The sequence below is a fragment of the Pseudomonas sp. B1(2018) genome (assembly GCF_003097365.1).
GTDB lineage: Bacteria > Pseudomonadota > Gammaproteobacteria > Pseudomonadales > Pseudomonadaceae > Aquipseudomonas > Aquipseudomonas laurylsulfatiphila.
Genome location: NZ_PYUK01000007.1, coordinates 254,186 through 276,661, shown reverse-complemented (window position 1 = coordinate 276,661; position 22,476 = coordinate 254,186). Strand labels below are relative to the sequence as shown.

General features: G+C 59.1%; 22 protein-coding genes. 4 read left to right on the top strand and 18 right to left on the bottom strand.

What is annotated here, in order from left to right; genetic code table 11:
• Nucleotides 1–13 precede the first annotated feature (13 nt).
• From C9422_RS13850 to C9422_RS13810, 9 genes are all read right to left on the bottom strand, one after another.
• Nucleotides 14–973, bottom strand: coding sequence for a diiron oxygenase (locus C9422_RS13850; protein WP_116581028.1), 960 nt, complete (start codon nucleotides 971–973; stop codon nucleotides 14–16).
• 67 nt (nucleotides 974–1,040) lie between these two features.
• On the bottom strand, nucleotides 1,041–1,799 hold the full coding sequence (locus tag C9422_RS13845) for a TauD/TfdA family dioxygenase (protein ID WP_116581027.1): 759 nt from the start codon (nucleotides 1,797–1,799) through the stop codon (nucleotides 1,041–1,043).
• A gap of 21 nt (nucleotides 1,800–1,820) precedes the next feature.
• Complete coding sequence (locus C9422_RS13840) at nucleotides 1,821–2,693, bottom strand: branched-chain amino acid aminotransferase (RefSeq protein WP_116581071.1); 873 nt, start codon at nucleotides 2,691–2,693, stop codon at nucleotides 1,821–1,823.
• A gap of 31 nt (nucleotides 2,694–2,724) precedes the next feature.
• Nucleotides 2,725–4,065, bottom strand: a complete 1,341-nt coding sequence (locus tag C9422_RS13835; protein WP_116581026.1) for a KamA family radical SAM protein — start codon at nucleotides 4,063–4,065, stop codon at nucleotides 2,725–2,727.
• 32 nt (nucleotides 4,066–4,097) lie between these two features.
• Nucleotides 4,098–4,742, bottom strand: a complete 645-nt coding sequence (gene yfcF / locus C9422_RS13830; protein WP_116581025.1) for a glutathione transferase — start codon at nucleotides 4,740–4,742, stop codon at nucleotides 4,098–4,100.
• A gap of 232 nt (nucleotides 4,743–4,974) precedes the next feature.
• Complete coding sequence (locus tag C9422_RS13825) at nucleotides 4,975–5,460, bottom strand: cupin domain-containing protein (protein ID WP_116581024.1); 486 nt, start codon at nucleotides 5,458–5,460, stop codon at nucleotides 4,975–4,977.
• Nucleotides 5,461–5,544: 84 nt separating this feature from the next.
• Entirely contained in the window at nucleotides 5,545–6,039 is a 495-nt protein-coding gene (locus tag C9422_RS13820; RefSeq protein WP_046040191.1) for a RidA family protein, read from the bottom strand.
• A gap of 49 nt (nucleotides 6,040–6,088) precedes the next feature.
• On the bottom strand, nucleotides 6,089–7,369 hold the full coding sequence (locus C9422_RS13815; protein WP_116581023.1) for an acetyl-CoA carboxylase biotin carboxylase subunit family protein: 1,281 nt from the start codon (nucleotides 7,367–7,369) through the stop codon (nucleotides 6,089–6,091).
• Between the two features lie 42 nt (nucleotides 7,370–7,411).
• On the bottom strand, nucleotides 7,412–8,512 hold the full coding sequence (locus tag C9422_RS13810; protein ID WP_116581022.1) for a hypothetical protein: 1,101 nt from the start codon (nucleotides 8,510–8,512) through the stop codon (nucleotides 7,412–7,414).
• Nucleotides 8,513–8,660: 148 nt separating this feature from the next.
• Here C9422_RS13810 and C9422_RS13805 point away from each other — a divergent pair, with 148 nt between their 5' ends.
• Together C9422_RS13805 and C9422_RS13795 are read left to right on the top strand one after the other, a co-directional pair.
• A complete protein-coding gene (locus C9422_RS13805) occupies nucleotides 8,661–10,079 on the top strand; it encodes a PLP-dependent aminotransferase family protein (RefSeq protein ID WP_116581021.1) in 1,419 nt (472 codons plus the stop codon).
• A 622-nt stretch (nucleotides 10,080–10,701) separates the two neighbouring features.
• Nucleotides 10,702–10,980 carry a DUF3077 domain-containing protein gene (locus tag C9422_RS13795; RefSeq protein WP_116581020.1) on the top strand — a complete coding sequence of 93 codons (279 nt, stop codon included), beginning with the start codon at nucleotides 10,702–10,704 and terminating at the stop codon, nucleotides 10,978–10,980.
• A gap of 91 nt (nucleotides 10,981–11,071) precedes the next feature.
• Here the strand turns inward: C9422_RS13795 and C9422_RS13790 are convergent, their stop codons facing one another.
• The 7 genes from C9422_RS13790 to cyoA all read right to left on the bottom strand — a co-directional run bounded on the left by C9422_RS13790 (nucleotide 11,072) and on the right by cyoA (nucleotide 17,923).
• Nucleotides 11,072–12,583: a Fic family protein gene (locus C9422_RS13790; protein ID WP_116581019.1), complete on the bottom strand. Its 1,512-nt coding sequence runs from the start codon at nucleotides 12,581–12,583 to the stop codon at nucleotides 11,072–11,074.
• 78 nt (nucleotides 12,584–12,661) lie between these two features.
• Entirely contained in the window at nucleotides 12,662–12,853 is a 192-nt protein-coding gene (locus tag C9422_RS13785) for a hypothetical protein (RefSeq protein WP_116581018.1), read from the bottom strand.
• A gap of 223 nt (nucleotides 12,854–13,076) precedes the next feature.
• Nucleotides 13,077–13,964 carry a heme o synthase gene (gene cyoE, locus C9422_RS13780; RefSeq protein WP_007970374.1) on the bottom strand — a complete coding sequence of 296 codons (888 nt, stop codon included), beginning with the start codon at nucleotides 13,962–13,964 and terminating at the stop codon, nucleotides 13,077–13,079.
• 11 nt (nucleotides 13,965–13,975) lie between these two features.
• A complete protein-coding gene (gene cyoD / locus C9422_RS13775; protein WP_007970373.1) occupies nucleotides 13,976–14,323 on the bottom strand; it encodes a cytochrome o ubiquinol oxidase subunit IV in 348 nt (115 codons plus the stop codon).
• A complete protein-coding gene (locus C9422_RS13770; RefSeq protein WP_007970372.1) occupies nucleotides 14,324–14,950 on the bottom strand; it encodes a cytochrome o ubiquinol oxidase subunit III in 627 nt (208 codons plus the stop codon). It abuts the gene before it with no gap.
• Nucleotides 14,951–14,953: 3 nt separating this feature from the next.
• The gene (gene cyoB / locus C9422_RS13765; protein ID WP_008000699.1) at nucleotides 14,954–16,984 is read right to left on the bottom strand and encodes a cytochrome o ubiquinol oxidase subunit I; all 2,031 of its coding nucleotides are present in this window, start codon (nucleotides 16,982–16,984) and stop codon (nucleotides 14,954–14,956) included.
• 3 nt (nucleotides 16,985–16,987) lie between these two features.
• A complete protein-coding gene (gene cyoA, locus C9422_RS13760) occupies nucleotides 16,988–17,923 on the bottom strand; it encodes a ubiquinol oxidase subunit II (protein ID WP_007970370.1) in 936 nt (311 codons plus the stop codon).
• 27 nt (nucleotides 17,924–17,950) lie between these two features.
• Between cyoA and C9422_RS13755 the strand changes: the two genes are divergently transcribed.
• Nucleotides 17,951–18,211: a hypothetical protein gene (locus C9422_RS13755; RefSeq protein ID WP_007970369.1), complete on the top strand. Its 261-nt coding sequence runs from the start codon at nucleotides 17,951–17,953 to the stop codon at nucleotides 18,209–18,211.
• Between the two features lie 551 nt (nucleotides 18,212–18,762).
• Here C9422_RS13755 and C9422_RS13750 read toward each other — a convergent pair.
• Together C9422_RS13750 and hmpA are read right to left on the bottom strand one after the other, a co-directional pair.
• The gene (locus tag C9422_RS13750; RefSeq protein ID WP_007970367.1) at nucleotides 18,763–19,272 is read right to left on the bottom strand and encodes a disulfide bond formation protein B; all 510 of its coding nucleotides are present in this window, start codon (nucleotides 19,270–19,272) and stop codon (nucleotides 18,763–18,765) included.
• Nucleotides 19,273–19,476: 204 nt separating this feature from the next.
• Nucleotides 19,477–20,658 (bottom strand): NO-inducible flavohemoprotein, encoded by a 1,182-nt coding sequence (hmpA, locus tag C9422_RS13745; protein WP_116581017.1) that lies wholly within the window; start codon nucleotides 20,656–20,658, stop codon nucleotides 19,477–19,479.
• Between the two features lie 156 nt (nucleotides 20,659–20,814).
• Between hmpA and norR the strand changes: the two genes are divergently transcribed.
• Nucleotides 20,815–22,365, top strand: coding sequence for a nitric oxide reductase transcriptional regulator NorR (gene norR, locus C9422_RS13740; protein WP_116581016.1), 1,551 nt, complete (start codon nucleotides 20,815–20,817; stop codon nucleotides 22,363–22,365).
• The last annotated feature ends 111 nt before the right edge of the window (nucleotides 22,366–22,476 follow it).

Below are 22,476 nucleotides of genomic sequence, written 5' to 3'. Positions count from 1 at the left end.
GTCACCTCCGGGCTCAGGCGGCCGCCGTGGTTTTGAGGGTCGGACGGAAGTCGAAATCGATCTGCTCGCTGATGCCCAGGTCCTGTGCCAGTTTATGCAGGCCGCTGTAGTCGCGCATGATGGTCGCGTTCCTGTTGCTTTCGCGGGTATCGGCAATGATCAACGCCGCCTCCTCGACCCCGAGCTGCGTCAGAATCGCCTCCCACATCGAGTAGTCCTGAGCGATAAAGGCACTCAGCGCCACCGACAGGTTGCGTGCGAAAAATTCCCGCTGGGTCGGCTGCATATTGGCGTACATGACCTTCGCCACTTCAGCCAGCACCTTGCTGTGTGCGTATTCGTCGCGGTTGTGCTCCTCGGCCACCTGGCGGTTCTGCGGCTGGATGGTCTGGTCATCCGCCAGCAAATCCAGATAGGCGTTGACGCTGATTTCGGCCACCACCGCAAAGGTGATCGCCGCCAGATCCCGCTGCCATGGCTCGGTCAGCTCTGCCTGCAAGGCCTTCAGGCGCAGGTAAGTGACGGACGGCGGCAGATCCAGATCCTGATCCAGCGCCCGCTCCAGCCTGGTCCGTTCGATGGCGCGCAGGTGCATCAGCGTGTGGTAGTGCTCGTCGATCAGGGTCTGTTGCATGGCCTCGCGAAAATGCCAGTCGTCCTTGCCCAGGTACTGATTGGCAATGACGCTGAGGGCCGGATTGACAATGTGTTCTTCGGCGGTGACGGTGCGCAGGTTGTAGCCGATCCAGCCCCAGGTCACCACGCTGCTTTTGAGCTCGTCACTCAAGGCCTGGAATGTCGGGTGATGGAAAAACGGCACCATGCACTCCGGGTAATCCGGGCGCAGCGGGTCGAACGCTTCAATGATCTGGGCCCTGTCCGGCGCACAAACGGAGGCGCGCCGGGTCCAGGCCTGGTTGAGCCGCACGATCAGTTGATGATCGACCTGGGCGATCTCGATTGCTGTTTGCATGACGCGATACCTGTAAGACGCGTACCCGCCAAGGGGTACGCCAAAAGAATGAAGGGCGCCGGAAAAATCAGGCCAGCCAATAGCGGGTCAGGTTGCGCGCCGGATCAGTGTAACGACTGCGGGCGTGAATCATCCGCCAGTTGTCCCAAATCAGCAGGCATCCGTCGGGAATCAGCACCGGAATGTTGTGCTCGACGAAGTACGCCTCGCCGAGCGCGGCAAACCTGGCCAGCGGCGAGGTGCTGTTGGCGACCAGGGATTGTTGTAGAGCTTCCTTTGACGGGTTTACATCGCCATAGTGAAACTGGTTGTAACTGAAGCGGAAAATATCCCCGTCCTCCGTGGGCGTGAGGATGTACTCCTTGACCCGCCGTTGTCCCGGTTCGCCCGGTTTGGCGGTGGCGACAAATTCTACGGGCGTGTCATCCAGCCACTCTCGCAATTCTGGTTCACTGCGCTCCAGGGACTTGAGAAATTCGTAGCCGTCCACCAAACCGGTGTGCCCGCCGCCACACGTCGCCTGTTTATGGCAATGCAATGCCAGGTAACGCGGCGGCGGCCCGTACACAGGCGCCTCTGTGTGCGGGCCAATGCCGTTCATGCTCTGGGAATACGGCAAGTCTTCGTAGCCTGGCTTGCGGGTAATGGCGAAGGCTGTCTGGCCGTTGAACTGCGGAATGATCGAACCGAACTCATGCAAGGTGCCTACGACATCATCGGCAAACTCTTCCGCGGTCAGCACGGTCCAGCCCAGCGTCGACAGCTCTTCATGACGATGGCCGAGCGAAATGTAAGGTTGAGACGCAACAATCCCTTGATCTGACATGGTGAGATTCCTGGCAGGTGATCAGGCGTTTACGGTTGAGGTGTAGGCGGCAATGAAGTCGCGGCAGGCTTCGCCCGGTCGGTAGCGCTGCTCATCGATGCTCTGCACCGGGGTAATTTCGGCGGCGGTGCCGGTGAGAAAACACTCGTCGAAGTCGCCGAGCTCCGTAGGCAGAATCGTCCGTTCGACCACCTGATAATCCAGCGCCCTGGCCAGTTCGATCACGGTTTGCCGGGTGATGCCGTTGAGAAAACAATCCGGCAGCGGCGTGTGCAGCGTCCGGCCTTTGACGAAAAACACATTGGCGCTGGTGGCTTCGGCGACGTGGCCGCGCCAGTCGAGCATCAAGGCATCGTGGTAACCCGTGCTCTCGGCGTCGTGCTTGCTCAGCGTGGCGATCTGGTAATGCCCGGAGGCCTTGGCCTCGAACGGGCTGCTGCAGGGTGGCGGACGGCGCCAGCTCGCGGTTTTCAAGCGGATGCCGGCCATGCGCGCCGCCGGGTCGAAATAGCTCGGCCACTGCCAGCAGGCAATGGCCACGTGCACACGGTTGAAGCGCGCCGAGGTGGAGATCATTTCACTGCCGCGCCAGGCCACCGGGCGCAGATAACCCTCGAGCACCTTGTTGCGTTGCAGCAGTTCCTGGCTCGCCGCTTCCAGTTCGGCCAGCTCATAGGGAATGGCAAAATCCATCAGGTGCGCCGAGCGGTACAGCCGCTCGCTGTGCTCTCGCAGCTTGAAAATTTTACCGTTGTAGACCCGCTCGCCTTCATACACGGTGCTCGCGTAATGCAGGCCATGGGTCAGTACATGCAACTGCGCCCGGGACCACTCGACGAACTCGCCGTCGAGCCAGATGACACCCTCGCGCTGATCGAACGGGATACTGCTCATTTCCATATCTCCCCATTGCTCATGAATGTTCCTACGCCGTTTCCAGCAACACCGGTATCAATTCCGGCACGGCGGCGAGCTCGGTCTGAAAGAAGAACGAACGCTCGCCGAAGGCCGGTTGCAAGTCGTCGAACCAGGTCACCTGCGGATCGAAGCGCGCGTAGAACGTGCGCAACACCCATTGCGGATTGCGTGCCTGGAGGAACTGCAGGACGAAGACTTTTTCCCCGGCGACGGTCTCGATGCCGTTGATCAGCACCTTGCCGTAGAAGGTGCTCATGGACGGCCCGCGCACCGTTCGCGCAAGCCCCGACACCGTGCGGTACGCCGCCTGGAAGATCTCGAAAGCCCGGGCTAGCGGCATCGCGAAGTAGTGGCTGGGGCCGGTGTCACGCTCGACGAACATGTAATAAGGCACGGCCCCGAGCCGCACGCCCTCGGTCCATAGTGCGGCCCAATCGGCGGGGTTTTCGTTGATGTGGCGGATCACCGGCGCCTGCATGCGCAGCGTCGCGCCCGTCGAGCGGATGCGCTCGATGGCCTGGCGGGCAATGGCCTGGCGGATCTCCACCGGGTGGTTGTAGTGGCCCATGATCGACAGGTTCTTACCCACCGCGACGATGCGCCGGAACAGTTCCAGCAGCTCGGGCGCATCCTTGTCGCTGACAAAACGCTGCGGCCAGTACGCCACCGATTTGGTGCCGATGCGGATGCTCTTGAGGTGTGGCAATTGCAGCAACGGCTCGATGTAACCGGCCAGCGAGCGGGTGTTCATGATCATCGGGTCGCCGCCGGTAATCAGCACATCCGTGACTTCGGTATGCACCCGCAGGTAACTGACCAACTCCTGGGACTCGCGAGCATTGAACTTGAGTTCTTCCTCGCCGATGAACTGCGCCCAGCGGAAACAGAAGGTGCAGTACGCGTGACAGGTCTGACCGGCACCGGGGAAAAACAGCACGGTCTCGCGGTACTTGTGCTGGATGCCCGGCAGGACTTTGCCGTTGAGCGTGACGCCGTTGTGGGTCAGCTGCCCGGCCGGATGCGGGTTCATGCGCAGCCAGATCGCCTCGATCCGGCGCTTGATCGCCGCGCTGTCATCCAGTTCGATCAGTTGTTTGAGCGAGGCATATTCCTCTGGCAGCAACATGTCCTTGTGGGGAAAGGTCATGCGAAAAACAGGATCGTCCGGAATGTTGTTCCAGTCGATCAGCGTGCCCAGCACGTATTCGTTGGTGCGAAACGGCATGACCCGGGCCACCACGGTCATGGCCTCCTGCAACGCCGGCGTCAGCTTGTGCCAGTAAGGTGTGTCGCGGATGGTGCGTGAGTTATAGGGTTTGTAGCGTTCGTGCTCCGACAGTCCTTGCATGGCCGCGCTCCTGGTGGTTGCCCTGAGTGTTGTTAGGCGATGGCCGGCGCTTTGCGCTCTATGTCCATCCACGCCCGAACGCTGTCGCGATCCCACTGGCGACGCACATAGGCCTGGAGCCGTGCCGGCACCGGGTCGCCGTTGGCAACCAGGCGGTTGAGCATGATTGCCAGGTCGGTGTCGGCAATGCTCCAGTCACCGAACAGATGTTCGGCGCCCTCCTCCAGCAAATGGTCGGCGACGAACAACAGGCGCTCGACGGCGGCTTGGGCCTCGTCGGACAGCGCGGTGTTTTTCTTGCCGAAGTACACCAGGTCAAACGGGCGCTCCTTGCGCACCACCAGCAAGTCACTGCGCAACCAGGCCTGCAATTGACGGGCGCGGGCACGCTGCTGGAGGCCCTGCGGATAAAGTTTTTTATGCCCCGGGCAGAGTTCATCGAGGTACTCGGCAATCGCCGAGGATTCCGACAAGGCAAAATCGTCGTGAACCAAGGTTGGAATTTTGCAGGTCAGCGAAAGATCGCGATAACTCGCCCGATAGTTTTCGCGTGATTTCAGATCCACCGTGACAAGTTCAAATGAAAGTTGCTTTTCCTTGAGCGCGACAAAAGCCGACATCGCAAAAGCGCTGACATGATCGGCGCCAACATACAGTTTGAGCTTCCTGTTTTCCATAGAGCACTCCATTCACTGACTGCAGGGATTAACGTGCATTGGAGGTGATCGTAGTTAGTTGAATGGAGGCTGAATAGATACAGAATTTGTCCGTTTCAATCGATACAGAAAGTTGTTTTTTACCGGCAGACACGCAGCCAAAAGCGCTGCAAATGGGGATACAGGGGCAGGCCTCTAAAACAAAAAAAGGGAGCCAACGAAGATTGGCTCCCTGGGTTGATGCGTTGGGAAATTACGGCTGGGTGGTGATCAGGCCATGGCTGTCGGCAAAGTTCGAGAGCAGTGCCATTTGTGGCATGTTGCTCATGTTGAGCATCGCCAGAGGCTCGTGTTTGCTGGTGTTGACGAAGCCATGCCGGGTCCAGGCCGGCACCAGCAGCACGTCGCCGCTGCTGACGTTGACCGCATCGGCATCGCCGAGGGTCAGCACGCCGCTGCCACACTGGATAACGAACAGATGCCACCAGGAGTGGGCATGACCGTTGAGCGTTACACCGGGGTTCAGCCATTGCATGGCGATCGCCATCCCGGGCGTCACTGCACAGCCGTCAATGCTCTTGTCGTTAGCCAGCGCGACAATATCAACATCGCTGGCCTCAAGGGTCTGACGCATATCCGCAAGTTCGGTGCCTTTCCACACCTTGGCACTTTGCTGTCGATGATGCAGGCTCTGACGAAAGTCCTTGTATGAAAAAAACGCACCTTGAAAGCTATCCATTCGCACGTCCTTTCTTTTTATTTCCCACACTTTAGCGCTAAACCTTAAGTGATAGGGTTCAGCGCTGTAAAGTCTGGAATTAATTTACAAAACCGATGGGCGCAAGGCGGCAATCATGTCCACTTCTATCGCGGCATTCTTCGGTAATTGATAAACACCGACTGTAGTGCGCGTATGTTTACCGGCATCCCCCAACACGTGGCTGAACACATCCGAGGCGCCGTTGGCCACTTCGCTCAAGTCGACAAAATCCGCCGTGGACTTCACATAGACCGTTACCCGGATCAATGACTTGATCTTGTCCAGAGAACCGATGGCATCGACGATCAACGCCAACCCGCGCATCGCACTGATGCTGGCAGCCGCTTGCGCATCGGCCATGCTGAGGTCCAGCCCGACGCGGCCTGGGTAATGGATCTTGCCGTTCATGCGTGGCACCAGGCCGCTGATGTACAGCTCATCGTGATGACGGATCAGCGGCGCGTAATGCCCGCCTGCGGTGTTTTCGCCGTAGATGTCATAGCCAAACTCTTTGGCCAGGGCGATGAAACGTTCATCGCAGGTCATGTGCTGGATCATTGATCGAACCCTCTTGATCGGTAATGCAAAAAAACGGCTGCTTGCGGGCTCAGCACACGGCGCGGGTGGCCGGTGCCAGGCAAGTGACCTCGATGCGTGACTCAATCGACTCGGCCAGGCGCAACAGGTCGTGGCTCAGTTGCCCGTAGTGTTCGTTGAACAACACGATGTGGCCGACGAACGAGAAGTTGTCTTTCACTAGTGCACTGACCGAGTCGCCAATCCGCTTGGCGTACTGCCCTTCCACCAGGTCGATGCGCAGAGCGCGGGCCAGGGCCTCGATGTCTGGCGTTGCCCGCAGGATGCCGCCGGCCGGCGCCCGGAGCAGGCGAATGCCGCAGTAGCCGCGAGCCACTGGCTCATGCTGCTCGGTCTTGCCTTCCACCGCCCAGCGCACCCAGCGTTCCCACGGATCGAAATTGACGAAGGCGCGCTTGGCCAGGTCCCAGATGTGCATGCCGCCGGGGCGCATGTTGGTTTCCACAGCGCTGGTCAGGTTGTCGCAGCGCAGGAACACTTCGTTGTGCCAGGCACCGTTGTCCCGGGACACCAGACCCGCCATATGCCGACCGGCAGCCATCAAGCGCGCCTGGGCCTCAGCCGGCAGCGGTGCGGGCACGACTTGCTGGATCTCGGCGCGGTAGGCGCCTTCGGTGGTGGTTTTTTCAGTCACCCAGGTGCTGCCGGCCACACAGTCCCAGCTGTATTCGCGAGCGTTCTGCACCAGCTCTTCAAGAACGATGCCGCCTTCGCGGTAGGGCTTGAGGGCGAGCCAGGCGTCATCGCACTCCGAAGGGTGATGGATCACGCGACAGCCTCGGCTCGCCCCTTCGCAGGCTGGCTTGATGAAGGCCTTGCCGCCCAGTTCGACGACGCGCTGGCGCAGTTCCGGCAGGCTTTCGACCCGCACGGAAAACACCGGCCGGTATTCGTCAGGGGAGGTGCTGGCCGTCGCTTCAAGCCGGCGAAAGATCTGCTTGTCCAGGCCCGCCCGCGCTTCGTCCGGGGTAATGCCCGGCAGGCCGAAGTGACTGGCCAGCGCGGCACCGAGCAGCACGCCGCGATCGGAGAACGGCAGCACGCCGATCAGCTTCCAGCTGTCGGCATTCAGGCACCCCACCACGAGTTCAAGGGACGCCGCCACGTCTTTCTCGGCCAGCGAAGTGCTGCAGACGTGATCGGCCACCTGGTCGTCATGGGGCTGAATCTTCTCGACCAGCAGGATGAGCCTGGCGTTGTAGAGCGACTTGCACAGCTCGCGCAGTTTCTGGATGTCGTGAACCCGATTGCCGTTGTAACCGACCACTACCACGCATGAAGTCGTATTCATAATGCCCCCGACCTGCAAAGTGAAACCCGCAACGGCGATGACTCAGTCATGCAACGACGCATTGGATTGACGGTTGAGCCAGTACCAGGCCAGGATCCCGCCGGCGCCGATGGCGGCGAGGACCAGCGCGTTGTACGGCGCCGGCACCACTCGCATGATCAACACGGTCAGCCCGGCCCCCACACCCAGGGACACTTCCTTGACGAACATGTTGTTTTGCTTGACCGAGAAGTAATCGAGGTAGCTGAAGGCGCATTCGGCGATCGACAGCAGCGCCACCCAGATCAGCGCCCCGACAAGGGTTTCGACGTGGAACGCGGCTGGCGAAGACAACACGGCAAAGCCGCCGACGATGATCCCGATCACCGCCACGACCTTGAAGCGCCCGGTGCGCTCGATCAGCTTCATCACCGGCACCTGGGCGAACACCACCACGGCGCTGTTGAGGATCAGCATCAAGCCGTACCAGGCCGGCAGCTCGCCGGTCTTGAGCAGGATCGCCTGTGGCAGGATCGAGAACACCCCGAACAGCTTGATGCCCATGATGATCCCGGCAATCACCCACGGCAGTTTGTTGCCCCAGCTGCTGCCGACCTGACTGGCCGGACGGGCCAGCACCGGTTCGCTGGTGAAGGTCGCGCCGAGGGCGATCGGCAGGCACAGCAACACGAACGCCGCCGCACCAAGGAAAAACATCGTTGGGGTGAGCAGCGGCGACAGCAGGATCAAACCGGCCACCAGGCTGCCCATGTTCATGGCCACGCGGTTGTAGGCCGCGCCTTCCTTGGTCTGGGCCGCTTCGCTCTTGATCAGGTAACCGGCGATGGCAATGCCGTAGGCAAAGAGTGCGGCGGCAAACATCACCATGCCTTGATTGCTGGTCAGCGCCAGCAGCACCAGGCCAAGGCCGGCACACAGCAGCGTGACGCTCAGGGAGCGGCGGCCAAGCACCAGTAAAGTCAGGGGCAACAACAGCAACAAGGCACGATATCCAAGGGCCAGGATGCTGTTGGTGGCCGTGTCGAGCCAAACGTTGGCCTTGCCCAGCACTGCGAACAGCGAAACAGCCGTGATGATCCGGATCGTGAATAACCGCAGGTTAATGACCGGCTTGGCCACCGCGACCGTTGTTTCGACACTCATGCAGCACCTCAGGAACCGGATGAACGCCCGCCGACAAAGGCCGACATTCAGAAAAGTCTGTAAGGGCATGGTAGAGAGAGAGGCTTGTCCTGATCAGGGCAAGTTCGTATAGAATCCAACGAACTTTACTGCCGGAGAGACCAGTAAAATGCAGGTTCAACGTGCAGTCATCAAAGCCATTGAATTCCAGCCCGGCGCGCCGCTGGTGCAGCAGATCGTCGATCAGCTGACCCAGGCGATCAGCACCGGTGGCCTGCCCCACGGCGCCAAGCTGCCGCCGATTCGCGAACTCTCCGACTTGATGAACGTGGGCAAGTCCACGGTGGTCGATGCGCTGGACCGCTTGCGCGCCAAAGGGCTGGTGGTGTCACGCCAGGGCTCGGGGCATTACGTGCATCGCTCCGAAGCGGCGCTGAAAAGTGGCACAGGCCCGGACCTGCAACCCCAGGACACCCTGAGCGTGGTACGCCGCGCACTGCTGCTGGACAACGGCGCACTGCGCCCCGGCTGCGGTTTCCTGCCGACCTCCTGGCTGCCCGCCGAAGAATTGCAGAAAGCCGTGCGCGGCACCCTGCGAGCGACCTCGTTGCGCATGGGCGAGTACGGCGTGGCCGGCGGTTACGTGCCGTTGCGCCAGGCCTTGCGGGTCAAACTGGCGACCTTCGGCATCGAAGCGCCGGTGGACCAGATCATCACCACCGCCAACACCATGCAGGCCATCGACCTGCTGATGCGACTGCTGGTCAAACCCGGCGACACCGTACTGCTCGACGACCCCTGCTACTTCAACATGCACGCCAACCTGGCGCTGCACGGGGCCAAAGTCATCACCATCGCCCGGGATTGCGACGGCATGGACCTAGACGCGCTCGAGCAACTGCTGATCGCCCACAAACCCGTGCTGTACATGACCAACAGCACACTGCACAACCCCACCGGCCACTCGTTCACCCCGGCCCAGGTCTACCGCTTGCTGGAACTGAGCCACCGCCATGGCTTCCACATCGTCGAAGACGATCTGTACTGCGACATCCAGCAACGCCGCACCCCGCGCCTGGCGGCCAGCGGGCTGGATAATGTGAGTTATGTGTCGGGCTTCTCCAAGACCCTGACCGCCAACAGCCGCGTCAGCTACACCGTGCTCTCACCACAACTGGCGGCGCGGATGGTCGCGCTGAAAATGGCCTGCGGTGGCGTGACCTCGGAACTGGCGGAGCAGATCACCTGCACCATGCTCAGCGACGGCAGCTACGCCAAGCATGCGCGGCGCACGGTGGATCGGTTGTATGAATCCAACAGCCGAGTGGCCAGTTGGTTGGCGGAGGCCGGGTGTTCGCTTTCCTCGTTGCCCGGCGAAGGCGTGTTTATCTGGGCGCGGTTGCCGGATGGATTGCATGCCGAGAACCTGGCTCGACAAGGGCTGGAGAACAACATGGTGTTGGCACCGGGGACCTTGCTGAGCAAAGGGCCGCATGCCAGTCAGTTCCTGCGTTTCAATGTGGCGCACAGCGATAGTCTGCAGGTGCGGGAGCGGTTTTTCCGGTTGCTGGATAAACCCCATAAATAACTGACTGCTCTCAATCCTGTGGGAGCGGGCTTGCTCGCGAAGAGGCCGTCACATCCAGCATCAATGTTGCCTGGCACACCGCCTTCGCGGGCAAGCCCGCTCCCACAGGAGGTCAGCGTCGTACATAAAATTGGCGGCACCACCCATCCAATGTGGGAGCGGGCTTGCCCGCGAAGAGGCCGTCACATCCAGCATCAATGTTGCCTGGCACACCACCTTCGCGAGCAAGCCCACACAGGGGTTGTGGTGTCCCGGTCATCCCCGGCCAGCAGATCGCTACGATTGCCGACTCCATCCTTGCCGGTTAACTTCGCCCGGTCGCTGCCAATTCAGCGACCGGGCCTGAGAACCCGGGTAAACTGCACGCGCACTAGCGCCCAAATCACGATTGTTGGCGTTTTTTTATGCCCGCATTTCGTGCAATGGCGGCTGTGCGTGGGAGACCTTTGGGTCTGCCGGGTCGTGCAACCGGTTTCTCAGCCTGCGCATAGCTGCCACCCATTCGCCTGAGAACGAACGTGGCGGCTCTACTTTGATTTCTGGAGTATTGCCAATGCACGCTAATGATCTGTCCACTTCACCGGTCATCCCACATCACCTGACCTACAGGAGGTGAAGCCCAATGACCAATCCCCAAGACCTCAAAACCATCAGCCTCACCCCATTCTCCTACCACGCCAACGAACCACTCTTCCGCATCAACGCCGGTGTCCCGGTGATCGAAGCCCTCTACCACGCCTCCGACCTGCTCCACCTCGCCAAATTGCTCGCCTCAGACGCCGCCATGGTCCGCGACTCCGACCGACACGCCTGGGCCTCGCATTTTTTGCAGGACATGAGCAAAGCAATCATCGATGACGTGGTGAAAGTGCTCGACGCACCGTGTAACAACCGCGTTTGAATGAAAAAGCCCCGCGCTTCTAGAGAAACGTGGGGCTTTGAATGTTCGTGTCGTGCCCTGAATCATACTTACTAGTGCAGCACTCTAGTCGCTACTCGACAGCAGTTTCAGCTTGTAGTTTTTCCTCTTCCTGCGCCCTAAGCAAGGCTTGCGTGACCTGCTCGATGTAGTCAAATACTTCTTCCTGAACCGAGTACTTGAATTGCTTACGGCGGTGCTTCGACACCATGCCATTTTGCGCTAGGCACATCATCGCCAGGTTGGACAAGTCACTGCCCCTGACGTCGTAGCGCTCATCGACTGCCTTGACGATCTTGTCGTAGTTTTCGAGAAAAACAGTCTCCTCACGCAACTCAACTTCAAGCGCTCGCTTGGCCATTTCCAGAGTAAACCGTACGCCTGGCGTGGCATCCCAGAAACGATAGATTGCCGGATGCCCCGTGAAGTTGAACGACAAGTTTCCTTGATCAATCCATCGGACGTCCCAGAACTCACGCGCAGGACGAGAGAACTCCTGCAAGGTTTCCAGATACAGACGCTCTTCTCGCTTCATTGCAACCGATACGGGGAGCAGAAAGCCGTTTTCCAAAGCACCTGCACGGCACAGTGTCTGATGGATGAGAAAGCGAGAAAGTCGACCATTTCCATCCATGAAAGGGTGTAGGAAGACGAAACCGAATGAAATGACTCCGGCGGCAACTAGTGGGTCAACGTGCTTTGTCGCTTCATTTCCCAAAGCCATAAGCTGATCCATCAGCTCCCGACACAGATCAGGTGCAGGCGGAACAAACGTTACACCCGCAGCACCTTGCAGACCATTTGCCAAGTGGTTCTGCTCATGGCGGAACGCAGCAGCCATATCATAGGGATTGGAAATCGTCGCATTCTGGAGGGTCACCAAATAATCCTCGCTCAATGGAATGCGTTCATGCGCCTGTCTGAGCAATTGAATAAAACGTCTGGATTTTTCCTCGCTCGGCGAATCCTTCTCGATGGCAAACGAGTCCCGGGTTTCATTCAGGTAGGCCCAGTTGATCGCTCGATCCATCATTCCTGATGGCAGGTTCTGAATGAATTGCTGGGCGCGCGCAAGAATATCGTGCTCTAGCAGAGCAGTGATTTGAGGTGTCCGTTCAACCGTCGCGCAGTAAGCCAAAGTGCCAATACCGTTGAACTCCACACGCCAGCGAGAGTTGCGCTCCCCTGGCATCGTCAAATACTGTTTCGGGTCGAATAAAGGGATGAAGCTACCCTTTACTGGAGAGTGCTGAGTCAAGCCTTCGCCAGTGAACGCTTCGTAAAGGAAACAAGCCTTGCGGATGTAGATCCCGTTCGGAGCTTTTTGCAATTCGGCCTCAAGTGCTTGTGCCGGAATCTGAGGTAACGCTTGGGCTAGAATGGTGAGGTTGATGCCTTCATGCTTCAAGGCGAAGAGCACATGCCCCAACAGATCGTCTGAAGCAGGGGCAATCCCAGGTGGAACTGCCAATGTGTCACCGATTCGCTCAAGCCGTGTAACGGGCTGCACCTTGGCGGGCTGGCGCAAAGGAAAGGCTGAAAGCTGCAGCGTGTCTTGCAGGCATGCGTACCCAGCTGAACTCATCGCGCAGATCCTCCTTTTGATCAGGCCGGACATTTTTTCTTTAGTCGGCCAATAAAATCTTAATATTCCAAGATTATCTCAATTTTTTCTTAAGTCGCAGTTTAAATGCTTGTCGCCTGGAAGCGCATGCGCCTGGAGTTCTTGCGTACTCATATCAGCGATTTGCAAGTCTTCCACCGCATTGCGGCCCTTCATAAACATGGCTTCGCGTTGAACGCTCATTTCTTCAACGCCCTGTATCAACTCGTCAAACAGGTTCCGTTCTCTCATTCATCCCTCCTCTAATGTCATCGAAGACGTATACGTCGCCGATGTTGTCTGCCCTACTGATCTATTAATGGGTGGATAGAGACCCTACCCGAGCAATGCAGGTGCCGGCGTTAGGACACTTCCCAAATGCCATACTCCGTTTTCCGAAATGACTAAAATCCCCCCAAACAAAAAACCCCGCTCTTCTCTCGAAGGCGGGGCTTTTCGTTACAGCATCTAAACCTTACGGCGCGTACGTCAGCAGCAACTCGGTCGGCACTTTGAAGTCCAGGGACATCATCACGCTCAACGCGGTAATGGTGAAGATCGAGAACACGAACAGCTTGCGTGCCCAGACCGTGTCATCCACTGCCTTGTAGCCGGTCCAGGCCATGTACAGCCAGTACATGCCCATGGCCGCTGCGACGGCGAGGTAGCTCATGCCGGCGTAGCCGCTGAAGGTCAGCATCAAGGTCGCCACGAGGAAGGCCAGGATGTAGATCAGGATGTGCTTCTTGGCCACTTCGATCCCGCGCTTCACTGGCAGCACCGGAATCGATGCGGCCAGGTAATCGTTGAAGCGGAAGATCGCGATGGCGTAGGAATGCGGCATCTGCCACAGGCTGAACATCACCAGCAGGGTCAACGCGGCCATGTCGAAGGTGTTGCTCACCGCGACGTAGCCGATGACCGGCGGCATGGCGCCCGACAGGCTGCCCACCAGCGTGCCGTGAACCGACTTGCGCTTGAGGTACAGGCTGTAGAAGCCGACGTAGATCACGAAGCCGATAACCGCGAACAGCGCAGCCAACGGGTTGGCCACCTTGTACAACAGGGCAACGCCGGCGACACCCAGGACGGTCGCATAAACCAGCGCCAGTTTCAGGGAGATCAAGCCCTGGACCAGCACCCGGTTCTTGGTGCGTTCCATCTTCAGGTCGATGTCGCGGTCGATGCAGTTGTTGAACACGCAACCGGAGGCAACCACCAGGGACGTGCCGATCATGGCGGCCAGGAAGATGGCCAGATCGACATGCCCTTTGGAGGCCAGGAAAAATCCGCCTGCCACAGAAAGCACGTTACCGAAAATGATCCCCGGTTTGGTGATTTGGATAAAGTGCTTAAGGGACATGCGGATCTACCTCACTTCGCCATCATGAACGTGTGGATGCTGAACATGATCCACAGCGACAAGCCAACCAGCAGGACAATCACGATCGCGGCAAAGACAAACGCAATCACGTTGTTACGCTGCGCGGCCGAACGGTCCAGGTGCAGGAAGTACACCAGGTGCACCAGCACCTGGATAACTGCGAATGCGACGACGATCATCAGGGTGATCGACTTCGGCAGCGTCGGGTACATCACCAGACCGAACGGGATCAGGGTCAGGATCACCGACAGGATGAAGCCGATGGCGTAGGACTTGACGCTGCCGTGACCGGCGTCGTGGCTGTCGTGGCCATTGTGGGAATGAGCTGCGTTAGCCATTTACATAGTCCCCATCAGGTAAACAACGGTGAATACGCAGATCCACACTACGTCCAGGAAGTGCCAGAACAGGCTCAGGCAGCTCAGACGGGTCCGGTTGGTCGCCGTCAGGCCTTTTTTCTGCACCTGGTACATCATGATCGCCATCCAGATCAGACCGCTGGTCACGTGCAGACCGTGGGTGCCGACCAGGGTGAAGAACCCGGACAGGAAGCCGCTGCGGTTCGGGCCGTAGCCTTCGGAGATCAGCATGTGGAACTCGTTGATCTCCATGCCGATGAAGCCGGCACCGAACAGGAAGGTCATGGCCAGCCAGCCCAGGACCTGCTTCTTGTTGCCACGGAAGAACGCCAGCATGGCGAAGCCGTAGGTGATCGAACTGAACAGCAGCAGAGCGGTTTCGCCCAGTACGTATGGCAGTTCGAAGATGTCGTGGCCCGACGGGCCACCCGCTACGTTGTTAACCAGTACCGCGTACGCCGCGAAGATCGACGCAAACAGAATGCAGTCGGTCATCAGGTAGAGCCAGAAACCGTATACGGTCATCTCGCCCGAGTCGTGGTGATGGTCATCATGCCCATGTCCATCGACATGGGTGTGTCCAGCATTGGTCACTAAGTTCGACATGGTTTAAGCCTGTTCCAACGAGGTTTCAACACGGGTGGCGGTGGCCGGGATTTTCCCTGCCGCAACCAGACGCTTGTGCTGCTCGGCTTCGATGCGCTCGATCACGTCGACCGGCACCATATAGCCTTGATCATCACGGGCCGCGTGGATCGCGAAGTAGATCACGGTGCCAGCCAGGCTCGCGATCGCCAGCCACCAGATGTGCCAGATCATCGCGAAACCGAACACGGTCAACAGCGCGCCCATCACCACACCGGTCGCGGTGTTGTTTGGCATGTGGATCGGCTCGTACTTGGCCGGAACCTTGTACGCGGTGCCGTTTTCCTTGGCTTCGGTGAACGGGTCGACAACGTCGGCTTTTGGCAGCACGGCGAAGTTGTAGAACGGAGGTGGCGACGAGGTCGACCATTCCAAGGTGTGTGCATTCCACGGGTCGCCGTGTTCGCACATGTTTTCCGGCTTGTTGCGGTCACGCACGCTGACGTACAGCTGGATCAGCTGGCAAGCGATACCCACGGCGATCATCACCGCACCGAACATGGCGACGTACAGGTACGGCACCCACTCAGGGTTGGTGGTGGCGTTCAGACGACGGGTCATGCCCATGAAGCCCAGTGCATAGAGCGGCATGAACGCGACGAAGAAGCCCGAGATCCAGAACCAGAATGCAGCCTTGCCCCAGCCTTCGTGCAGCTTGAAGCCGAACGCTTTAGGGAAGTAGAAGCCGAAACCGGCGATGTAACCGAATACCGCACCGCCGATGATCACGTTATGGAAGTGCGCGATCACGAACAGGCTGTTGTGCAGAACGAAGTCGGCACCCGGGATGGCCAGCAGTACGCCGGTCATGCCGCCGATGGCGAAGGTCACCATGAAGCCCAGGGTCCACAGCACCTGGCTGGTGAAACGCAGACGGCCCTGGTAGATGGTGAACAGCCAGTTGAATAGCTTCACACCCGTCGGGATGGAAATCAGCATCGTCGCCAGACCGAAGAAGGCGTTGACGCTGGCACCCGAACCCATGGTGAAGAAGTGGTGCAGCCAAACCATGAAGCCCAGGATCGAGATTGCGCCCGATGCGTAGATCATCGAGTGGTGGCCGAACAGTTTCTTGCCGGTGAAGGTCGAGATGACTTCGGAGAAGATACCGAACGCCGGCAGGATCAGGATGTACACCTCAGGGTGACCCCAGGCCCAGAACAGGTTCACGTACATCATCGGATTGCCACCAAGTTCGTTGGTGAAAATGTGGAAATCCATGTAACGGTCGAGGGTCAGCAGTGCCAGGGTAGCGGTCAGGATCGGGAACGAAGCCACGATCAGGACGTTGGCCCAGGTGCAGGTCCAGGTGAAGATCGGCATGTCCATCAGCTTCATGCCAGGGGTACGCATTTTCAGCACGGTAGCGAGGAAGTTAACCCCCGTCAGCGTTGTCCCCAAACCGGATAGCTGTAGCGCCCAGATGTAGTAGTCCATCCCCACGCCAGGGCTGTATTGCAGGCCCGACAGCGGCGGATAGGCAACCCAGCCGGTCTTGGCGAATTCGCCGACGCCCAGGGACAGGTTGATCAGCACCACGCCGGAAACCAGCAGCCAGAAGCTCAGGGAGTTCAGGAACGGGAAGGCAACGTCACGCGCGCCGATCTGCAGCGGCACTGCAAGGTTCATCAGGCCGGTGAAGAATGGCATCGCCATGAAGATGATCATGATCACACCGTGAGCGGTGAAGATCTGGTCATAGTGTTCAGGTGGCAGGTAGCCAGGCGAACCCTCGGTGGCCATGGCCAGCTGGGTACGCATCATGATGGCGTCGGCAAAGCCGCGCAGCAGCATGACCATGGCGACGATGATGTACATCACGCCGATTTTCTTGTGGTCGACCGACGTCAGCCACTCGGTCCACAGGTAGGTCCACTTCTTGAAGTAGGTGATTGCAGCGAACAACGCCAGACCACCGAGCGCGATCATGGAGATGGTCACCATGACGATCGGCTCGTGGAACGGGATCGCTTCCCAACTTAATTTACCAAACATCGTTTACTCCTCTGCCCCGGCAGCTGAATGCGAGTTCATGTCCGTAGCGGCCACTTCTTTCTCTTTCTTCTCGTGGTGCACCTTAGGCCCTGGTTTCATGCCTTCGTACTTGTCGACGATGGTCTGGAACAGGTTCGGTGTCACCGAGGAGTAGAGCTCGACTGGGTTGTTCTGGCTTGGCTTGGCAAGGGCTGCGTATTCAGCTTGTTCAAGCTGTTTAGGTGCCTTTTTGACTTCACTTACCCAGGCGTCGAAATCTTCCTGGGAAGTTGCGATCGCTTTGAATTTCATGCCGGTGAAACCAGCGCCGCTGTAGTTGGCGGAGATACCGTCCATTTCAGCGTTTTCGTTGGCGATCAGGTGCAGCTTGGTCTGCATGCCCGCCATCGCGTAGATCTGGCCACCCAGCGCAGGGATGAAGAACGAGTTCATCACGGCGTCAGAGGTAATGCGGAAGTTGATCGGGGTGTGCGCCGGGAACACGATCTTGTTGACCGTGGCGATGCCTTGTTCCGGGTAGATGAACAGCCACTTCCAGTCCAGCGCGACCACTTCGATGGTCACCGGCTTCACGTCCGATTCCAGTGGCTTGTACGGGTCCAGAGCGTGGGTAGACTTGTAGGTGACGTAACCCAGGGCAATGATGATCAGCACTGGAACGGCCCACACCGCGATCTCGATCTTGGTGGAGTGGTTCCATTTCGGGGTGTAGGTGGCGTTGGTGTTGGACGCGCGGTATTTCCAGGCGAACAGGAAGGTCATGACGATGACCGGAATCACGACCAACAGCATCAGCAGCGTTGCGGTGATGATCAGGTTTCGCTCGTCCAGACCGACCTGGCCCTTGGGATTGAGCAAGGTCATGTTGCAGCCTGACAGCAACAACGTGCCGATCAGCGGCAATAAGCCTAGTAGTCTGGGGTACCTGTTTTTACTCATCTCACGACCTCTAAAGCAGCTTGCGCAATGCAGTTGGGTTTTGATCGCCAACACTTCACCCTGCCAAGGGTTGGCATTTTTCTTGGATTGAATAAGGGCATGCCCGTCGTGCGTCAGACGCTGTACGACAAATCCCGGGCCTGCGGTGAGTTCTTATTCGAATTCGTGGTCAAAGGCCTTGTTACAGACCAATTCCATTTGGTGCGGGTAGTTGGAGGCTCCGACACCTGGGCATCGCATGAAGCCACCAGACCTCTCGACACCCTGTTCCTGCTCACACCTGGTTAAGATTTGAACAGCGTCGGGAATTCAGTGCGGGCGATTGTAGATATGTAGCGTTTTATAAACCATGTCTCATCCCGAAATAATTTTTATCCGAACCGGCAACAATCATTCATCAATTTCGCAAAAGTGGCGCATCTTATCGAAATTGATTCTCAACAAAAACACCAAAATAAGTAGGTCTTCCACCCACAGTTCAGACAGTATCGGGTGCCTCCCTGCTACCCTTGATCCTGCCAGAGGCCCGATATGACGGGGACTGCGGCCATTCGCCAGGCCCTGTTAAAACTGCCTGTTCGGGTCCGGAACGGAAAAAACCGGGAGCCTGTAAAACAGCCCAATTTCGTTACGATTCCATGTGCCAATCCGGCTTCCATGAACGCCCTGCGACACTGACTCTGTGACAACATGTCGCACACGTGTCGCACCCTTGGCTGCCCCACATCACGGTCTTTTTACCAGGCCTCCGGAATGCGCCCCTCAACACAAAAAAAGCCCCGCTCCTCTGTGCAAGGAACGGGGCTTTTTTGTCCGACAATGTGCGGCGGCAGATGACCTCAGCGCAGCGCTTTGCGGTTACGCGACGTCAACAGCGGCACCAGCACCACGATCAGTACGAACGCCACCAGCGCCCACTGCGCCAGCGACAAACCGAGGATCGGCGGGTATGGCGTGGAGCAGAAGCCATCGACCTGGAAACCCAGCGGGAAGATCTTCGCCAGCGGCAAGTCATCGACAATCGGTTGCAGCACATCGATGCCGCAGCTGACTGCCGGATAGAACTGCGTATAGACGTGATGCCCGGCAACGCCTGCGCCGGCCAGCGCGCAGATCACCACCAGGGTTTCGAACACCGTGATGCTGCGACGGTTGCGCATGGCCGCGCCGATGAAGGCGAAGATCGCGATCAGCAGCAACGCATAACGTTGCAGGATGCACAGCGGGCAAGGCGCCTCGCCCAGGACAATTTGCATGTACAGCGCGCCGCCGATCAACGCCAGGCAAATGATGCCCAACAACACCAGGTAGCGCCGTTCACGCCCCAACCGCATGGATTCATCGCTCATCGCGTTTCCCTTCAAGATTCGAGTGCCCGCCAGTCTACACGCTGGCCCGGACCTTTGAGAGTCTGGAGCATGTCCGGGGGATTCGGGGAGGAATAGACGACAAAGCGGTTAAGGAGGGATTAACTTTTAAAAGATCGCAGCCTCCGGCAACTCCTACATCGGAATGGATTGCATCCTGTAGGAGCTGCCGAAGGCTGCGATCTTTTACTCCAGCGCCGCTGCCGGCCCGAAGAACTCATAGCGGCTTTGCTTCTCCGGCACACCCAGTGCCTTGAGATGGCGCTTGATGGACGCCATGAAACCTTTCGGCCCCAGGAAGTAGACATCCAGATCACGCTGCTCCGGCAGCCATGCATTCAACTGCTGCTGGCTCAACAGACCGACCTTGTGCGCCGCCGGGCTCACGCCGTCGTCCTCGGAATAGCAGTAGAAACGCTTGAGTTGCGGGTGACGCTCGGCCAGGCCATCGATCCAGTCGCGGAAAGCATGCACACTGCCGTTGCGCGCGCAGTGGATGAAATGCACCGGCCGCCGGGTCTCCAGCGCCGCTTCGAGCATCGCCAGGGTCGGGGTGATGCCGACGCCGCCGCTGATCAGCACCAATGGTTTGTCGCTGGCGGTCAGGGTGAACTCGCCCGATGGCGGGAACAACTGGATGCTGGCGCCGACATGCATCTGGTCATGCAGGTAGTTGGAAGCGCGACCACCGGCTTCGCGCTTGACGCTGATGCGGTACTGGCCTTTGTTTGCCCGCGCCGACAGCGAGTAGTTGCGACGGATCTCTTCACCGTCGAGGATCAGTTTCATGCCGATGTACTGGCCGGGCTCTGCCTCGAGGATCGGGCCTTTGTCCGCCGGTTCGAAGTAGAACGACGTGATCTCGGCGCTCTCCTGGACCTTGTCCACCACGATGAACTCCCGCGCCCCGCGCCAGCCGCCGTGGGCCTGTTCTTTTTGGTCGTAAACGCTGGCTTCGGCACCGATCAGGATGTCCGCCAGTTGACCGTAGGCCGCGCCCCAGGCCGCGATCACTTCCGGGGTGGCGATCTCTTCGCCCAACACTTCGGCGATGGCCCGCAGCAGGCAGCTGCCGACGATCGGATAGTGCTCCGGCAGGATCTGCAGGGCCACGTGCTTGTTGATGATCTTGGCCACCAGGTCGCCCAACTGGTCGAGCTGGTCGATATGGCGCGCGTACATCAATACGCCGTTGGCCAAGGCACGCGGCTGGTCACCGCTGGCCTGGTGGGCCTGGTTGAACAGCGGGCGGACTTGCGGGTATTCGGAGAGCATCATGCGATAGAAGTGCGTGATCAGCGCCTCGCCACCGCTTTCGAGCAACGGTACGGTGGATTTGACGATGGCACGGTCTTGAGCGCTCAGCATAAGGTGACTCCTGGTCTTCTTGGGTTGCTAACGGATTACCCTGTGCGTATCAGCTTTCATGCCAACTATTTAATCGTTAAAAATCAATAGGTTAATAACGTAATAGTCATTTCGACACTGCCTGTTTTATAGTCATACCGACTACATGGAGTCACTATGACTGCAAAACCACTGCTCACCGCCTTGCTGCCCCTGGTCTCCGACCTGTCCCGCGAACTGCCCGAGGGCGAGCGTTATCGCCGCCTGCTGGAAGCCATGCGCGCCCTGCTCCCGTGCGATGCCGCCGCCCTGCTGCGCCTTGATGGCGAATGGCTGGTGCCACTGGCCGTCGACGGCTTGAGCACCGACACCCTCGGTCGGCGCTTCAAGGTCAGTGAGCACCCGCGCTTCGCAGCGCTGCTCAGTGGCTCCGGCCCGACCCGTTTCGCTGCCGACAGTGACTTGCCCGACCCCTATGACGGTCTGGTCGATGGCCTGGATGATCATCTGGAAGTCCACGACTGCATGGGTTGCCCCTTGTTCATCGACGAGCGCCCCTGGGGTCTGCTGACCCTCGACGCCCTCGATCCGGAGCGCTTCGAGCCGATCGAACTGGATGCCCTGCAAGCCTTCGCCAGCCTCGCGGCCGCCACGGTCAACGCTGCGGAGCGCATCGAGCGGTTGAACAACCGGGTCGAAGATGAGCATCAGCGCGCCGAGGTCTACCGCCAGGCCAGCGGCCAGCAGAACCGCGAGATGATTGGCCAGAGCAAGGCCCACAAGCGTCTGGTCGAAGAAATCAGCCTGGTGGGCGGCAGCGACCTGACCGTGCTGATCACCGGCGAAACCGGGGTCGGCAAGGAGTTGGTGGCCCAGGCCATCCATGCCGCCTCTCCCCGCGCCGACAAGCCGATCATCAGCCTCAACTGCGCCGCGTTGCCCGACACCTTGGTGGAAAGCGAGTTGTTCGGCCATGTCCGCGGCGCCTTTACCGGGGCGATGAACGACCGCCGTGGCAAGTTCGAGCTGGCCAATGGCGGCACGCTGTTCCTCGATGAAGTCGGTGAGTTGTCGCTGACCGTGCAGGCCAAGCTGTTGCGCGTGTTGCAGAGCGGTCAGCTGCAGCGATTGGGCTCGGACCAGGAGCATCAGGTCGACGTGCGCCTGATCGCGGCGACCAACCGCGACCTCGCCGAGGAAGTGCGCAGCGGTCGTTACCGTGCCGACTTCTACCATCGCCTCAGTGTGTACCCACTGCTGGTGCCGGCCCTGCGCGATCGCGGGCGTGATGTGCTGCTGCTCAGCGGTTACTTCCTCGAGCAGAACCGTTCGCGCATGGGCCTCAACAGCCTGCGCCTGAACAGCGACGCCCAGGCCGCGCTATTGGCCTACGACTGGCCCGGCAACGTGCGCGAGCTTGAACATTTGATCGGTCGCAGCGCCTTGAAAGCCCTGGGCAATTGCAAGGAACGGCCGAAGATTCTCAGCCTGAGCGCCGCCGACCTGGACTTGCCCAACGCCAGCGTTGAAACCGCTGCCGAGCAACCTGTCGCCACCGTCACTCAAGAGCCGATCGGCGATTTGCGTGAGGCCACCGAGCGTTATCAGCGCCAAATGATTGGTGCCTGCCTGGAACGGCACAACAACAACTGGGCAAGCGCGGCCCGTGAGCTAGGCTTGGATCGGGCGAACCTTGGGCGGATGGCCAAGCGGTTGGGGATGAAATAAGCAAAGATCGCAGCCTGCGGCAGCTCCTACAGGGATCGCATTTCTCTGTAGGAGCTGCCGCAGGCTGCGATCTTTTGATCTGCCCTCGAGTCACTGAAACTAAAGACTGCC

Bases quoted from the DNA above. Each gene is read 5' to 3' on its own strand.
- C9422_RS13850 (WP_116581028.1), bottom strand. From the start codon at position 973: ATGCAAACAGCAATCGAGATCGCCCAGGTCGATCATCAACTGATCGTG.
- C9422_RS13845 (WP_116581027.1), bottom strand. From the start codon at position 1,799: ATGTCAGATCAAGGGATTGTTGCGTCTCAACCTTACATTTCGCTCGGC.
- C9422_RS13840 (WP_116581071.1), bottom strand. From the start codon at position 2,693: ATGAGCAGTATCCCGTTCGATCAGCGCGAGGGTGTCATCTGGCTCGAC.
- C9422_RS13835 (WP_116581026.1), bottom strand. From the start codon at position 4,065: ATGCAAGGACTGTCGGAGCACGAACGCTACAAACCCTATAACTCACGC.
- yfcF (WP_116581025.1), bottom strand. From the start codon at position 4,742: ATGGAAAACAGGAAGCTCAAACTGTATGTTGGCGCCGATCATGTCAGC.
- C9422_RS13825 (WP_116581024.1), bottom strand. From the start codon at position 5,460: ATGGATAGCTTTCAAGGTGCGTTTTTTTCATACAAGGACTTTCGTCAG.
- C9422_RS13820 (WP_046040191.1), bottom strand. From the start codon at position 6,039: ATGATCCAGCACATGACCTGCGATGAACGTTTCATCGCCCTGGCCAAA.
- C9422_RS13815 (WP_116581023.1), bottom strand. From the start codon at position 7,369: ATGAATACGACTTCATGCGTGGTAGTGGTCGGTTACAACGGCAATCGG.
- C9422_RS13810 (WP_116581022.1), bottom strand. From the start codon at position 8,512: ATGAGTGTCGAAACAACGGTCGCGGTGGCCAAGCCGGTCATTAACCTG.
- C9422_RS13805 (WP_116581021.1), top strand. From the start codon at position 8,661: ATGCAGGTTCAACGTGCAGTCATCAAAGCCATTGAATTCCAGCCCGGC.
- C9422_RS13795 (WP_116581020.1), top strand. From the start codon at position 10,702: ATGACCAATCCCCAAGACCTCAAAACCATCAGCCTCACCCCATTCTCC.
- C9422_RS13790 (WP_116581019.1), bottom strand. From the start codon at position 12,583: ATGAGTTCAGCTGGGTACGCATGCCTGCAAGACACGCTGCAGCTTTCA.
- C9422_RS13785 (WP_116581018.1), bottom strand. From the start codon at position 12,853: ATGAGAGAACGGAACCTGTTTGACGAGTTGATACAGGGCGTTGAAGAA.
- cyoE (WP_007970374.1), bottom strand. From the start codon at position 13,964: ATGTCCCTTAAGCACTTTATCCAAATCACCAAACCGGGGATCATTTTC.
- cyoD (WP_007970373.1), bottom strand. From the start codon at position 14,323: ATGGCTAACGCAGCTCATTCCCACAATGGCCACGACAGCCACGACGCC.
- C9422_RS13770 (WP_007970372.1), bottom strand. From the start codon at position 14,950: ATGTCGAACTTAGTGACCAATGCTGGACACACCCATGTCGATGGACAT.
- cyoB (WP_008000699.1), bottom strand. From the start codon at position 16,984: ATGTTTGGTAAATTAAGTTGGGAAGCGATCCCGTTCCACGAGCCGATC.
- cyoA (WP_007970370.1), bottom strand. From the start codon at position 17,923: ATGAGTAAAAACAGGTACCCCAGACTACTAGGCTTATTGCCGCTGATC.
- C9422_RS13755 (WP_007970369.1), top strand. From the start codon at position 17,951: ATGCAGTTGGGTTTTGATCGCCAACACTTCACCCTGCCAAGGGTTGGC.
- C9422_RS13750 (WP_007970367.1), bottom strand. From the start codon at position 19,272: ATGAGCGATGAATCCATGCGGTTGGGGCGTGAACGGCGCTACCTGGTG.
- hmpA (WP_116581017.1), bottom strand. From the start codon at position 20,658: ATGCTGAGCGCTCAAGACCGTGCCATCGTCAAATCCACCGTACCGTTG.
- norR (WP_116581016.1), top strand. From the start codon at position 20,815: ATGACTGCAAAACCACTGCTCACCGCCTTGCTGCCCCTGGTCTCCGAC.